Genomic DNA, 13,384 nt, shown 5'->3' with positions numbered 1-13,384 from the left:
ACAGAGCGCCGTCCTCCGACGGGATGCCGCCCCGGCCCCGCTGCCGGATTCCTCAGTGGCACCATGGCGGATCCCGATCAGCGAGACGAGACCGCGGCGGCGCATGGCGCTCCGGTATCCGCGGCGACGGTCGACGGCGATGACAACCTCGCCCCAACTGCCGTGACGACCGCACGATTACCGAGGCCCACCAGGGCGTCGACGGCCCGGTCGACACCGTCGCCGTCCAGCACCGCACACGACGTCGAGTTGGCACCGGTGATCCTGCAGCCCTCGAAACGACGGGCCGGCCACAGCGCCGGCGGCTGGGGCAGGACGGTGGACGCACACGGTGACGTCCTCCGATCGGGGGACGCGGTATCGCGCCGTCCAGGCCCGCGGGGGCAGCCGGGCCAAAGTCGCCCACGCGGTCTCCCGTGGATTTACGGCACCGCTTGACATACGCCCGTAACGCCGCCGATAGTACCAGTGCTTAAAGCGCTTTAAACGAGGTCTTGGCTGGTAGATCCCGAGGTGAAACCCGCGCCCACGACGCTCGGTCCCCATCCCCCTAGTCACGGCACAACGGCGCGCCGGAGAGGAACCATCATGAGCACACGACCGATCGGGGTGGCGGTCATCGGGGCCGGAATGGCAGGCCGGGCCCACCTCAACGGCTACAGACAGGCCTCGACGCTGTACGGCGACGGGCTGCCCGGGATCCGCCTGGTCGCTGTCGCCGACGCCCATGAGCCCTTCGCCCAGGACGCCGCCCGCCGCTACGGCTACGAGCGGGCCGAGACCGACTGGCGGGCAATCGTCGAGGCCGACGACATCGACGCGGTCAGCGTCGTGGTCGCCAACCACCTGCACCGCGAGATCGTCGAAGCCCTGCTGGCGGCGGGCAAGCACGTGTTGTGCGAGAAGCCGCTCGCGCCGAGTGTGGCAGACGCGCAGGCCATGGTGGCGGCGGCCGAGGGAACCGGCCTGGTGGCGGCCACAGGCTTTACCTTCCGCCGCTCCCCCGCCATCAACGCCATCCGGCAGCAGGTGCGGGAGGGCACGCTCGGGCCGGTACAACACTTCAACGGACACTACTGGTGCGACTACGGCCACAACCCCGAGGCACCGATGAGCTGGCGTTACCGGGGCGGACCCGGCTCCGGGGCACTGTCCGACATCGGCAGCCACCTCATCGATCTCGGCGAGTACTTCTGCGGTCCGGTGCAGAGCGTTCAGGGCGCCGTGCTATCCACCCAGGTGCACGAGCGACCTCTGCCACTGGGCACCGCGGTGGGCCACTCGGCCGACGTACAGGTGAGCCAGGAACGCGAGCTCGTCGAGAACGACGACATAGCCACCTTCACCGCGACCTTCGCCTCCGGCGCCGTCGGCACCTTCTCCGTCTCGCGCATCGCCCGCGGTCTGGCCAACTCCCTCGGCTTCGAGGTGTTCACGAAGGGCGGCGCGGCCACCTTCGAACTGTCGCGTCCCGCAGAGTTCACCATCGTGGACTCGGCGGCCTCCGCCCCTGTGGACGGCTACCGGCGCATCGTGGTCGGCCCCGGCCACCCCTACATCGCCGGTGGTCTGCCCATGGACTTTCCCAGCGTGGGTCACGGCCAGCACGAGTTCTTCGTCTGGCAGGCCCGGGCCTTCCTGGAGCAGATCGCAGGTCTGAACGGGCTGCCGTCCTGCCCCACCCTTGCCGACGGGCTGCACAACCTGCGCGTCATCGATGCGATCGTCGCCTCCGCCGACGCCGGCGGACAGGCCGTCACCGTCCAGTGAGGTCGGCTCGGCTTGCCTCCTTCCGTTCAGCTCTCCGGCAGGAGAACCGCCACTGCAGGGCTGCCCACCACTCGTGCCGTATACGCCAGGCACAGCCCTGCATACGCGGGAGCTCGCACGAGCTCCTCCGCCCTCGTCAGCGGCACCACCGTCATCATCGAGAAGGACCGAGGAACTACGAAATGAAGCTGGGACTGTACAACGCGATCCTGCACGACCGGCCGCTTCCGGAGGCGATCAAAGTCATCGCCGACCTGGGCCTGACGGGCATAGAGATCAACACCGGTGGCTTCCTGCCCGCCGTGCATGTACCGAAGTTCGACGACATCCTCGTCAGTGACACCGCCCGGGACGACTTCCTCGGTCTCTTCGAGGGCACCGGCGTCTCCATCGCCGGCCTGAACGCCAACGGCAACCCACTCCACCCGAACCCGGTCATCGGTGAAAAGCACGCCGAGGACATCCGCCGCTCCATCCGCCTGGCCGAACGGCTCGGACAGCACCGCCTCGTGACCATGTCGGGTCTGCCCGGCGGCGAGCCCGGCGCCACCCGCCCGAACTGGATCGTCAACGCATGGAACTCCGCGGCCCTGGACGTGCTGGACCACCAGTGGAAGATCGTCGCCGACTTCTGGCGCGAGACCGACCGGCTCGCCCGTGACCACGACGTCAAGGTCGCCCTCGAACTGCACCCGCAGAACGTCGTGTTCAACTCCGCCGACGTGCACAAGCTCATCGACCTCACCGGCGCGACCCACGTGGGCGTCGAACTGGACGCCTCGCACCTGTTCTGGCAGCAGATGGACCCCGTCGCGGTCGTCCGCCACCTCGGCGAACTCGTCTTCCACGCCGCCGCCAAGGACGTCCGCATCAACCCCGAACACGCAGCACTCAACGGCGTGCTCGACAACAGCTTCCGCCGTCTGTCGCCCGAGGAGCCTCGCACCAACCTCGGCGGCGACGAGTGGGCCAACGAGTGGCCCAAGGCATCCGCGTGGGACTTCGTCGCCCTCGGCAAGGGCCATGACGTCGCCTACTGGACCGAATTCCTACGCGCCCTGCACGAGGTCGACCCGGACATGATGGTCAACATCGAGCACGAGGACACCGAACTCGGCCCCGTCGAGGGTGTCGCCGTGGCAGCCGAAGTACTCAAGGCCGCCGCCGCGGCCCTCCAGGAGTCGCTGCAGGCGTGATCGCCTGAACCACCTACCCCTACCAAGGCCAGGTCATCCTGGTCATGGGATCCGGCACCGGCATCGGCCGGGCGACCGCACGCGCGTTCCCCGAAGAGGGAGCGTGCGGTGGCGGTCCTCGGCCGCCGTCGGGAGCCGCTGCACGAGACCGTGGCGGGCTTTGACACCAAGCGCGTGGAGGTGATCGAAGCCGACATCACGGACGCCACCGCGCTCGACGGCGCGGTGGCGGCAGTCGTCCGACGCTTCGGCCACCTGGACGTCAACTTCGCCAACGCCGGCACGTACGAGCCCAGCGGCGTCAACGCCTTCGACGACGACGCCTGGGAGCGCCAGCGCTCGGTGAACCTCGATGCGGTGATCTGCAGAGCCTCGCCCTCGGGGCCGACGGAGTACGGGTCAACGCCATCGCGCCCGCCTTCACTGTATCCCGGCTCACCCAGGAGCGTCTGAACGACCCGATATTGGAGCGGCTAGTAGGGCTCCGTTAGGTCTTCCTGCGCTCACCCGCGGGCGGCGCTGTCCGAGCGCGGACTTGCCTACGTCCTGGCCGTCCGGTCGGACGTGAGCGCGCACTCTTTCGAGACGAAGCCCGTGGCCCCGGCCCGCAACGGGCCGGTCGGCTGCTGGCCCCAGCCCCGCTACCGGCAGACGGCACCATCCGTGGCAGCCCTGGCCGCCGCCCTCGGACAGGAGGCATTCGCCCATCTCACCTGGCGACACGGCTCGCGAGGGGAGTTACGCTCCCGCTACGCCACCGTGCGCGTGCGCCCGGCCGGCAAAGCTGTCGAGCGGCCGATCAAAGCCGCGGCCTCGGCCGAACAGGGCTGGTGGGACGGGATCCTGCCAGACTGCTGGCTGCTGACCGAATGGCCTGCCGACGCCGAAGCGCCGACCGACTACTGGCTGTCCAACCTGCCGGACGACACCCCGATCGCCGGCCTGGTCCGTCTGGCGAAGGTCCGCTGGCGCATCGAGCACGACTACCGCGAACTCAAGCACGGCCTGGGCCTGGACCACTTCGAAGGGCGTTCCCGGCCGGGCCGGCACCACCACGTCACCCTCGTGACCGCCACCCACGCCTTCCTCACCGAACAGCGCCTGGCCCCAGAAGTGCCCGGACCGGCCTCACCCCCTACCAAGTCCTCGACGCCCTCCAGGACGTCCTGAGGTGCTGGACCGGCATCTGCACCACCAGCCACCAACCCCTGCCCCGCAGGTCACACCAAAGGCCAAGATCGAGACAGACCTAACGGAGTCCCACTAGGGGCGTCGGGCCGGGCGGCGTGCGGGGCGTCAGTGCGCGGCGCCGGACGCCTTCGGGGTGAGCCGGGCGCGGATGACGTTCACGGCCGTCTCCGCGTTGTCCACGGTGATCGTGAACGTGTGACCGTCCCAGAGGCGAAGCACCACGGCCTCGCCCCGTCGTACGACGACGGCGGTGCCCTTCTCGGGCCGCCAGCGGTAGCCCCAACCGCCCCACTGGTGGGGCGTGACGCACGGGGCGAAGACGACGTCGGCCACCTGGGACAGGGGGATGCGGCGGCGCGGGACACCGATGTGGCCGCAGCGGACTTCCAGACACTCCTCGTCGACCTTCACGGAGACGTGCACGAACGCGAGCGTGCCGAAGAGGACGAGCAGCCCGGCCGCGATGCAGCCGACGACGGACATCACGAGCGGGGCGACACCGGACGTCCACGCGGAGTCGACCGCGAGTTCGATGCCCAGTGCCATGCAGGCGGCGCCGCCGAGTGCCAGCAGCCACTGGCCGCGATTGGTCGCGCGGCCGGTCCAGACCTCGGGGTGCGGGCCCTCGGGGGTGCCCGTCTCGCCGTGGGGGTGGTCCCTCATGGCTTTGAGACTACTCAGGTTCCGCTGCGCGGGCACCTGGTCGCGGACCGTTACCGGTCCGCCCGGACGGCCGGCGCCGCACCGGCTGTCGCGAGCAGCCTGCCCTCCTCGTAGGCCAGCGCCGGGGCGGGCAGCGAGCCCTCGCGGCCGCTGAGGATGACCGTCAGCTTCGACCCGCTCCAGTCGGCCTCGGGCTCGGGCAGTTCACCGATGCGGCGCAGCGCCTGCGCGGCCACGGCGCCGGCGGAGCCGTGCAGGACGAGAGGCGGGTGGCCGGGCTGCTGGACGGCCGCGCGGATGCGTTCGGCGACGAGTTCGTAGTGGGTGCAGCCCAGGACGACGGTCGTCACGTCGGCAGGGGTGAGCGCGGCCGCAGCGGCGATGGCGGCGTCGATCGCCGCGTCGTCGGCGTGCTCCACGGCTTCGGCCAGTCCCCAGCAGGGCACCTCGGTGACCGGGACGCCGTCGGCGAACTCCTCGATGAGGCCGCGCTGGTAGGGGCTGCCGGTGGTGGCGGGTGTCGCCCAGATGGTGAAGGGGCCGCCACCGGACGCGGCCGGCTTGATCGCGGGGACCGTGCCGATCACCGGCAGACCCGGTTCGAGGAGGGCCCGCAGGGCGGGCAGGGCGTGCACGGAGGCGGTGTTGCAGCCGACGATCAGCGCGTCGGGGAGGTGGGCGGCCGCCGCCTCGGCGACGGCGAGAGCGCGCTCCGTCAGGTCCTTCGGGGTGCGCGGGCCCCAGGGCATGCCGTCGGGGTCCGAGGAGATCACGAGATCCGCGTCGGGCCGCAGTCGCCGTACCGCGGCGGCGGCGGGGAGCAGACCGATACCGGAGTCCATGAGCGCGATCTTCACCCGGCCACGATAGACGATGGCCTCGGTGGGGCCGCTCCGGTGGGGCAGACTGCGGGCGTGAGCGCCATCGCGTGGATTGCCGCCGGATCACTCGCCGCCTGGGTGTGGCTGCTACTCGGCCAGGGCTTCTTCTGGCGCACGGATGTGCGCCTGCCACCCCGCCGGGACCCCGACGACTGGCCGGACGTCTGTGTCGTCGTCCCCGCCCGTGACGAGGCCGCCGTGCTGCCCGAGAGCCTGCCGTCGCTGCTGGCCCAGGACTATCCGGGCCGGGCCGAGGTGTTCCTGGTCGACGACGGCAGCACGGACGGGACCGGTGACCTGGCCCGTGAGCTGTCCCGACGGTTCGGCGGCCTGCCCCTGACCGTCTCCTCGCCCGGGGAGCCGCCCGCGGGCTGGACGGGCAAGCTCTGGGCCGTGCGGCACGGCATCACGCTGGCACGCGCGCGTGGGCCCGAGTTCCTGCTGCTGACGGACGCGGACATCGCGCATCGCCAGGACAGCCTGCGCGCGTTGGTGGCGGCCGCGCGCACCGGCGGCTTCGACCTGGTCTCCCAGATGGCCCGGCTGCGTGCCGAGAGCAGGTGGGAGACGCTCGTCGTGCCCGCCTTCGTGTACTTCTTCGCCCAGCTCTATCCGTTCCGCCGGATCGGCGTACGGGGTTCGCGCACGGCGGCCGCGGCGGGCGGCTGTGTGCTGCTGAGCGCCGAGGCCGCGGAGCGGGCAGGGGTCCCGGACGCGATCCGGCAGTCCGTCATCGACGACGTGGCGCTGGCCCGTGCGGTCAAGAGGAGCGGCGGCCACATCTGGCTGGGACTGGCGGAGCGCGTGGACAGCGTGCGGCCCTACCCCCGGCTGGGCGACCTGTGGCACATGATCGCCCGCAGCGCCTACGCCCAACTGCTGCACAATCCGCTGCTGCTCGCCGGAACGGTCCTCGGCCTGGCCCTGGTCTATCTCGTCCCGCCGGTCGCGCTCGTGGCGGGCCTGGCCACGGCGGACCCGGCGACGGCACTGCTCGGCGGGCTCGCCTGGCTGCTGATGACGGCGACGTACGTGCCGATGCTCCGCTACTACGGTCAGCAGCCGTACCTCGCTCCCCTGCTGCCGTTCACCGCGTTGCTGTACCTGCTGATGACGGTGGACTCGGCGGTGCGGCACCACCGGGGGCGCGGCGCGGCCTGGAAAGGCCGTACCTACGCCCGCCCGGCCCCGGCCCCGGACGAGAGCTAGGGTCCCGCACCGGAAGCTCTCCCCGGTGTGCGGGACCCCTCGTCTCTCGCAGGGACGGCTATTTCCTTCCGGGGGTCCAGTTCATGCCCCACCCGTAGGCGTAGTCGACGGTGCGCTGCGGGCTCACTCCGCGCTCGGGGACGAGGTAGCGGGCCTCACGCTGCACGATGAGGTCCCCGCCCTGGTTGGTGATGAGGGCGAGGGCGCACACGGTGGAGGGCACCGTGCACTCGTCGAGCGAGAAGTCGATGGGTGCGCCGTGCTGCGGCTGGAGCGTGACCGTGGCGTGCAGATCGGCGAAGGAACGGGCGCCCTCGTAGATGGTGACGAAGATCAGGATGCGCCGGAAGTACTGCTTGTGGTCGAGGTTGACGGTGAGGTTCTCGCCGCTGCTGACGGCGCCGGTGCGGTCGTCGCCGTCGAGGTGGATGAAGGGCGGCTGGTGCAGTGAGCCGAAGGCGTTGCCGAGTGCCTGGACGACGCCCTTGCTGCCGTCGGAGAGTTCGAACAGGGCGCACAGGTCGAGGTCGAGGTCCGCGTGCATGGCGACCGCTCGGCCCAGTTTGCTGCCCCATCCCTTGAACTGCTTGCGCACCTCCCAGTTGAGGTTCACGCGCATGGCGCCGGAGGTGCCGCCCTGTTTGGTCAGGGAGACCGACGGGGCCTCCTTGGTGAGCGTCACCTTGGTGAGACGGACCGGTGCCGGGGGCGCCACGGGCGGGGCGGGGGGCGGCGGCGGGGCGGTCGTCACCGGAGGCGGCACGGTGACGGGCGGGGCGACGGGGGCCGGCGCGGCCACGGGCGCGGGCGTCGGTGCCGCCGCCTGCTGGGGCTCGTCCACCGTGATCCCGTAGTCGGTGGCGAGGCCTTCGAGGCCGGTGCTGTAGCCCTGGCCGACGGCGCGGAACTTCCAGGCGCCCTGGCGACGGTAGAACTCCCCGAGGACGAAAGCGGTTTCGACGCCGGCGTCCGCGCTGTCGAAGCGGGCGACCTCGGTACCCGCCCGCTCGTCGAGCACCCGGATGTACAGTCCGGGTACCTGCCCGAAGGTGCCGCCGTCCGCCGAGGCGACCAGCACCACGGTCTCGATGGCGGGCTCCACGCGGGCGAGGTCGACGAGGAGCGAGTCGGTCACCTGCCCTCCGGCGTCCCGTTTGCCCTCGTGCCGGACGGCGCCGGAGGAGTGCGTGGGCTGGTTGTAGAAGACGAAGTCGGCGTCCGAGCGCACCTTCCCGCCGACGAGCAACAGCGCCGAGGCGTCCGTGTCGGGCACGCCCGATCCGGAGCGCCAGCCCAGTTCCACGCGCAGCGCGCCCGTCGGCACCGCGGTGTTCGATCCTTTCGGCATTGACATGTCCGCCCCCATCAGAAGGTCATCCAGAAGGTCGTCACCAGGCCGCGTCCCACGCAGTCCGTCGGATCCGGCCGGATCCGTTGTCGGCCCAACCTATTCCCCCGGGCCCCGGAACCCCCAGAACCCGTACCGAAGGATCCTTCGGTCAACCGCCGGTAACCCGCCGGGAACTCGGCCTTTACACGATCAGAACGCGCTTTGCTGCCCTTTTTCGCCGAGTTCGCTCGCATTGGGGATCCGGCGTCACGGCCGACACGGAAAACAACCCTCTTATCGGTCTCCCCAACCAGCACATCGTGGGCTTAACTTATGTGCCATGACCTCCCCCCGCTCCACCTACGGCGGCGGTTACTACTCCGCCTCGTCCTTCGCGGACACCCCGATCTACGACTCTCTCGTCGCCGAGCGGGGAACCCCTCAGATCGCCCCGATCCGGGTACCCGCCCAGTACGACACCCCGGGCAGCAACCTGCCCGCCCTCCCGTCGGCGCTGCCCGCGCTGCCGGCCGGTCCCTCCCAGCCCGCCTACGGCTATCCGCAGGCCCAGCAGCCCTCGCCGCTCCAGCAGGCGCCGAACGCGTACATCCCGCAGCAGGCCGCGGGCCCGCGGGGCTACCCGGGCACCCAGCCGCCGCAGCAGCAACAACGTCCGATGGCGGGCTACGAGGCCATGCGCCCGGCGGCACCCCGCCCGGCCCCGGCGGCCCCCTACCAGCAGGACCCGTACAACGGCCAGCAGTACCGCGGGTACTGAGGCTTCTGGAACGTTTCGCGTGGGGTTGTCACAGCCTGCTGGCAGGATGACGCCATGGGGAATCCGTCACTGCACTCGATCCATGTCCACCCGCTGAAGGCGGCCCGGGGCTTCGCCCCCGACAAGGCCGTCGTGGAGCCCTGGGGGCTGGCGGGCGACCGCCGTTGGGTGCTGGTCGACGACTCGGGCAAGGTCATCACTCAACGTCCGCATCCGCGTATGGCGTTGGCCGCCGCCGGGCTCCTGCCCGGCGGCGGTCTCTTGCTGTCCGCGCCCGGCCGCGAGCCGCTGACCGTCCCGGTGCCCGCGGCCACCGACACGACCACCGTGGAGATCTGGCGGGACAAGGTGGAGGGCGTCCCCGCCGACGCCGTGGCGCACACCTGGTTCAGCGGCTACCTGGGCGTCCCCGTACGGCTCGTACACCTCGACGACCCGGCGACCCGGCGACCGATCGACCCCGAGTACGCCCGCCCCGGCGAGACCGTCAGCTTCGCCGACGGCTATCCGCTGCTGCTCACCACGCTCGCCTCGCTGGCCGCGCTCAACGACCTGGTCGCACAGGGCGACCACGCCGAGGAGGGCCCCCTGCCCATGAGCCGCTTCCGGCCGAACGTGGTCCTCGACGGCACGGACGCCTGGGCCGAGGACGGCTGGCGGCGCGTCGCCATCGGCGAAGTGAGTTTCCGGGTGGCCAAGATGTGCGGCCGGTGCGTGGTGACCACCACCGACCAGGACACCGCCGAGCGCGGCCGTGAGCCGCTGCGCACCCTCGCGCGTCACCGCCGTTTCGGCGACAAGCTGGTCTTCGGGCAGAACCTCGTTCCGGAATCCGCGGGCACGCTACGGGTCGGCGATCCGGTGCGGGTACTCGAATAGGGAGTTCGATCTCGATGAGTTCTGGGCGGTCGTGAGAGAGAACCCCGGCTTCATCTTGAAAATTCAATCTCCTACGATTCGGTTCGTGTGCAGGGAACACACACCACGGGTCCGTCCGTTGGGCCTTTGTGAGAAGTTCATGAGAAGGCCGGTGGGAGGGTGATTTCCCCCTCTCCTGACCGGGACCGCGCGTGGACGGCTCCGCCGGGGGCCATCACGGACGCGTAAGGGGGTGTGGGGCGGTGCGGGCAATCGGTGGGCTACGGGCGTTCGGCGGACTGTGGCGCTGGCGTCACAACCCGCTGCGGCGGACGACCGATCTGGTCGAGGCCTGGCTTGCGTTCGCGGCGCTCGTGCTGATCCTCGTCGCCGCGCCGCTGATCGGCGCCGTCGTGGGTACCACCGCCCAGAGCGCCCTGCAGCAGTCCGTGCGCGACCAGCAGCAGAGCCGCCACCGGGTCACGGCCACGGTCGTCAAGAAGGTCGACGGCTCCCCGCTGGACCCGGATCCGGAGACCGCGACGACCCGCGACCGGCAGAGCCGCGTCGTCGCCGACTGGACCGGCCCGGACGGCACCCGACGACACGGCACGGTCATGGCGAACCTCAAGACCCCGCAGCCCGGTGACCACTTCACGCTGTGGACGGACGGCCAGGGCCGGACGGTGGGACGCCCCCTGGACACCGTCACCGCGACGACCCACGCGGTGCTGGCCGGATTCGGCGCCACCGTACTCAGCGCGGGACTCGTCGAGGGGGTCAGACGGCTGATCGTCTGGCGCATGGTCCGCCATCGCTACACCCGTTGGGACCAGGCATGGGACAAGGCCGGGCCGGACTGGGGCAGGACGGGCGCGGGCAGCTGACCGCCTTCGCACTCCGGTCAACTCCCCCCGCCCGCGCACGCTACGGTGGACCGACCAGCCGAACTGTTCGGCATCGACCCGCGTTCCACGAGGTGGGGGCACAGCAACGCCATGGCACAGGGCACGGTCCAGGTGACGCACACCGGCACATCGCGGTGGCGGCGCCGCACGGGTGAGTACTCGTCGCTCGCCGCGGCCCTGGAGGCAGCGAGCGACGGCGACGTGCTCATCGTCGCTCCGGGCACCTACCGGGAGAACCTCGTGGTGCAGCGCGGGGTCACGCTGCGCGGTCCGGAGGGATCGCCCGGCTCGGTCCGCATCGCGCCCGTGGACGGCGTACCACTGACCGTCTCCGCCTCGGCCGTCGTGCAGGATCTGCATGTGGAGGGGCAGGACGCCGCGGCGCCCGCGCTGCTCGTCGAGGACGGCACCCCCGAGTTGCTGGACCTGCGGATCGTCACCCGCTCCGCGGCCGGTATCGAGGTACGCGGCGGCGCCCGCCCCACGGTCCGACGCTGCACGGTCGACAACCCGGCCGGCATCGGCATCGCCGTGGTCGACGGCGGCGGCGGTGTGTTCGAGGAGTGCGAGGTCGTCGCGGCCGGCCAGGCCGGGGTCGCGGTGCGCGGCGGCGGCCATCCGCGGCTGGAGCGGTGCCGTATCCACCACACCTCGGGCTCGGGCCTGACGGCGACCGGGGAGAACTCCGCGCTGGAGGCGGTCGGTTGCGAGGTCTACGAGGTCCGCGGCAGCGGCGTGCAGATCACCGGGCGGGCCACGGCCCATCTCACCGACTGCGATGTGCACCGGACGACGGCCGACGGGGTCACCCTCGACACGGACGCCGTGCTCACCCTCGCGGACTGCCGCATCCATGACATCCCGGAGAACGCGGTGGATCTCCGCTCGCGCTCCGTCCTCACCCTGACCCGCACCTCGGTCCGCCAGTTCGGGCGCAACGGCCTGTCGGTGTGGGACCCGGGCACGCGGGTGGACGCCAACCAGTGCGAGATCTTCGACAGCACCGGCGACTACCCGGCGGTCTGGATCAGCGACGGCGCGACGGCGGTGCTGGAGTCCTGCCGGGTGCACGACGTGCCGGACGCGCTGTTCGTGCTGGACCGGGGCTCCCGCGCGGACGTCGTCGACAGTGACCTGTCGCAGGTGCGCAACACGGCGGTGTCCGTGAGCGACGGGGCCACCGCGCAGCTCGACGACTGCCGTATCCGGGACGCCGCCACGGGCGCCTGGTTCCGCGACCACGGCAGCGGCGGCACCCTCAACGGCTGCACCGTGGACGGCACCCAGACCGGCGTGATCGTCACCAAGGGCGCCGACCCGACGATCGAGCGCTGCACGGTGACCTCGCCCGCCGAGGCCGGCTTCTACGTTTCCGCCGAGGGGCGCGGCAGCTTCCTCGACTGCCGGGTCACGGGCAGCGGCGGCTACGGCTTCCACATCATCGACGGCTGCCGGTCGACCCTGCGCAGATGCCGTACGGAACGCTGCGCGCGCGGTGGTTACGAGTTCGCGGACGGCGGCCCCGGCACCGTCGGCGGCGGTCCGGTGGTCGAGGACTGCGCGAGCGACGAGAGCGCGGGCGTACGGCCCCCGGCCACCCGGGAGACGGCCACGCAGAACGCGGCCCAGTCGCCCGGTCTGCTGGGCTCGATCCCGGGCCGGCGCACCACCGAACAGCCGCCGGTCGCCGTACCCCCCGTGGAGCCCGAGCCGTCGACGCGGAGCTCGAAGGCGGTCCTCGGCGAACTCGACGCGCTGGTCGGCCTGGACAGCGTCAAGCGCGAGGTCCGCGCCCTCACCGACATGATCGAGGTGGGCCGTCGCCGCCAGCAGGCCGGCCTCAAGGCGGCATCGGTCAAACGGCACTTGGTGTTCACGGGCTCCCCCGGCACCGGCAAGACCACGGTCGCCCGCCTCTACGGCGAGATCCTGGCCTCGCTCGGCGTCCTGGAGAAGGGACATCTCGTCGAGGTGTCCCGGGTGGACCTGGTCGGCGAGCACATCGGCTCCACGGCCATCCGCACCCAGGAGGCGTTCGGACGGGCCCGTGGCGGTGTGCTGTTCATCGACGAGGCGTACGCGCTGTCGCCGGAGGACTCCGGGCGGGACTTCGGCAAGGAGGCCATCGACACGCTGGTGAAGCTGATGGAGGACCACCGCGACGCGGTCGTGGTGATCGTCGCGGGCTACACGGCCGAGATGGAGCGCTTCCTCACCGTCAACCCCGGTGTGGCGTCCCGCTTCTCACGCACCATCACCTTCGACGATTACGTCCCCGACGAGTTGTTGCGGATCGTGGAGCAGCAGGCCGAGGAGCACGAGTACCGGCTGGCGCCGGGCGCGGGCGACGCCCTGCTGAAGTACTTCACCGCCCTCCCCAAGGGTCCGGCCTTCGGCAACGGCCGTACCGCGCGGCAGACCTTCGAGGCGATGGTCGAGCGGCACGCGAGCCGGGTCGCCCAGGTCGACGAACCGAGCACGGACGAACTGACGTTGCTGTACGCGGAGGACCTGCCGGAGCTGCCGTAGGCCCGCCGCCGGCGGGTGCGACGGCTCCGCCGGACGGGGACGGCGCACCCGGAGGCCGGGGGGCTGCAGGT

The 13,384-nt window shown here is 71.3% G+C and carries 10 protein-coding genes and 2 pseudogenes; 9 read left to right on the top strand and 3 right to left on the bottom strand.

Translation table 11 applies throughout. The annotated features are described in order from the left end of the window. The first annotated feature begins 588 nt into the window (after window positions 1-588). From K1J60_RS41215 to K1J60_RS41200, 4 genes and pseudogenes are all read left to right on the top strand, one after another. Window positions 589-1,770: a Gfo/Idh/MocA family protein gene (locus tag K1J60_RS41215; protein WP_086749517.1), complete on the top strand. Its 1,182-nt coding sequence runs from the start codon at window positions 589-591 to the stop codon at window positions 1,768-1,770. A 182-nt stretch (window positions 1,771-1,952) separates the two neighbouring features. Next, window positions 1,953-2,966 (top strand): sugar phosphate isomerase/epimerase family protein, encoded by a 1,014-nt coding sequence (locus tag K1J60_RS41210; protein ID WP_220650678.1) that lies wholly within the window; start codon window positions 1,953-1,955, stop codon window positions 2,964-2,966. An 81-nt stretch (window positions 2,967-3,047) separates the two neighbouring features. Next, a pseudogene (locus K1J60_RS41205) lies at window positions 3,048-3,419 on the top strand (SDR family NAD(P)-dependent oxidoreductase); the annotation flags it as partial. A 48-nt stretch (window positions 3,420-3,467) separates the two neighbouring features. Beyond that, window positions 3,468-4,136 (top strand): annotated as a pseudogene (locus tag K1J60_RS41200) (IS701 family transposase); the annotation flags it as partial. A gap of 126 nt (window positions 4,137-4,262) precedes the next feature. On the opposite strand, the gene K1J60_RS41195 reads toward K1J60_RS41200, so the two are convergent. Together K1J60_RS41195 and K1J60_RS41190 are read right to left on the bottom strand one after the other, a co-directional pair. Beyond that, entirely contained in the window at window positions 4,263-4,820 is a 558-nt protein-coding gene (locus tag K1J60_RS41195) for a hypothetical protein (RefSeq protein ID WP_220650676.1), read from the bottom strand. A 50-nt stretch (window positions 4,821-4,870) separates the two neighbouring features. Next, window positions 4,871-5,677 carry a glutamate racemase gene (locus K1J60_RS41190; RefSeq protein ID WP_220650675.1) on the bottom strand — a complete coding sequence of 269 codons (807 nt, stop codon included), beginning with the start codon at window positions 5,675-5,677 and terminating at the stop codon, window positions 4,871-4,873. Window positions 5,678-5,734: 57 nt separating this feature from the next. On the opposite strand from K1J60_RS41190, the gene K1J60_RS41185 reads away from it, so the two are divergent. Then, window positions 5,735-6,910, top strand: coding sequence for a glycosyltransferase (locus K1J60_RS41185; RefSeq protein WP_220650674.1), 1,176 nt, complete (start codon window positions 5,735-5,737; stop codon window positions 6,908-6,910). 58 nt (window positions 6,911-6,968) lie between these two features. Here K1J60_RS41185 and K1J60_RS41180 read toward each other — a convergent pair whose 3' ends face one another. Further along, complete coding sequence (locus K1J60_RS41180) at window positions 6,969-8,264, bottom strand: TerD family protein (RefSeq protein ID WP_259408139.1); 1,296 nt, start codon at window positions 8,262-8,264, stop codon at window positions 6,969-6,971. 316 nt (window positions 8,265-8,580) lie between these two features. On the opposite strand from K1J60_RS41180, the gene K1J60_RS41175 reads away from it, so the two are divergent. From K1J60_RS41175 to K1J60_RS41160, 4 genes are all read left to right on the top strand, one after another. Continuing rightward, a complete protein-coding gene (locus K1J60_RS41175; protein ID WP_033525763.1) occupies window positions 8,581-9,018 on the top strand; it encodes a DUF6643 family protein in 438 nt (145 codons plus the stop codon). Between the two features lie 54 nt (window positions 9,019-9,072). Beyond that, on the top strand, window positions 9,073-9,897 hold the full coding sequence (locus K1J60_RS41170; RefSeq protein WP_220650672.1) for an MOSC domain-containing protein: 825 nt from the start codon (window positions 9,073-9,075) through the stop codon (window positions 9,895-9,897). A 242-nt stretch (window positions 9,898-10,139) separates the two neighbouring features. Continuing rightward, window positions 10,140-10,763, top strand: coding sequence for an Rv1733c family protein (locus tag K1J60_RS41165; RefSeq protein ID WP_220650671.1), 624 nt, complete (start codon window positions 10,140-10,142; stop codon window positions 10,761-10,763). A gap of 111 nt (window positions 10,764-10,874) precedes the next feature. After that, complete coding sequence (locus tag K1J60_RS41160; RefSeq protein ID WP_220650670.1) at window positions 10,875-13,313, top strand: right-handed parallel beta-helix repeat-containing protein; 2,439 nt, start codon at window positions 10,875-10,877, stop codon at window positions 13,311-13,313. Window positions 13,314-13,384: the final 71 nt, after the last annotated feature.

The sequence above is a fragment of the Streptomyces akebiae genome (assembly GCF_019599145.1).
Taxonomy (GTDB): Bacteria; Actinomycetota; Actinomycetes; order Streptomycetales; family Streptomycetaceae; genus Streptomyces; species Streptomyces akebiae.
Note: the sequence above shows the minus strand (reverse complement) of the source record. Positions and strands in the feature narration are given on the sequence as shown.

What these genes read in the sequence shown, in the direction of transcription:
- K1J60_RS41215 (WP_086749517.1), top strand. Translation starts at nt 589, where the DNA reads ATGAGCACACGACCGATCGGGGTGGCGGTCATCGGGGCCGGAATGGCA.
- K1J60_RS41210 (WP_220650678.1), top strand. Translation starts at nt 1,953, where the DNA reads ATGAAGCTGGGACTGTACAACGCGATCCTGCACGACCGGCCGCTTCCG.
- K1J60_RS41195 (WP_220650676.1), bottom strand. Translation starts at nt 4,820, where the DNA reads ATGAGGGACCACCCCCACGGCGAGACGGGCACCCCCGAGGGCCCGCAC.
- K1J60_RS41180 (WP_259408139.1), bottom strand. Translation starts at nt 8,264, where the DNA reads ATGTCAATGCCGAAAGGATCGAACACCGCGGTGCCGACGGGCGCGCTG.
- K1J60_RS41175 (WP_033525763.1), top strand. Translation starts at nt 8,581, where the DNA reads ATGACCTCCCCCCGCTCCACCTACGGCGGCGGTTACTACTCCGCCTCG.
- K1J60_RS41170 (WP_220650672.1), top strand. Translation starts at nt 9,073, where the DNA reads ATGGGGAATCCGTCACTGCACTCGATCCATGTCCACCCGCTGAAGGCG.
- K1J60_RS41160 (WP_220650670.1), top strand. Translation starts at nt 10,875, where the DNA reads ATGGCACAGGGCACGGTCCAGGTGACGCACACCGGCACATCGCGGTGG.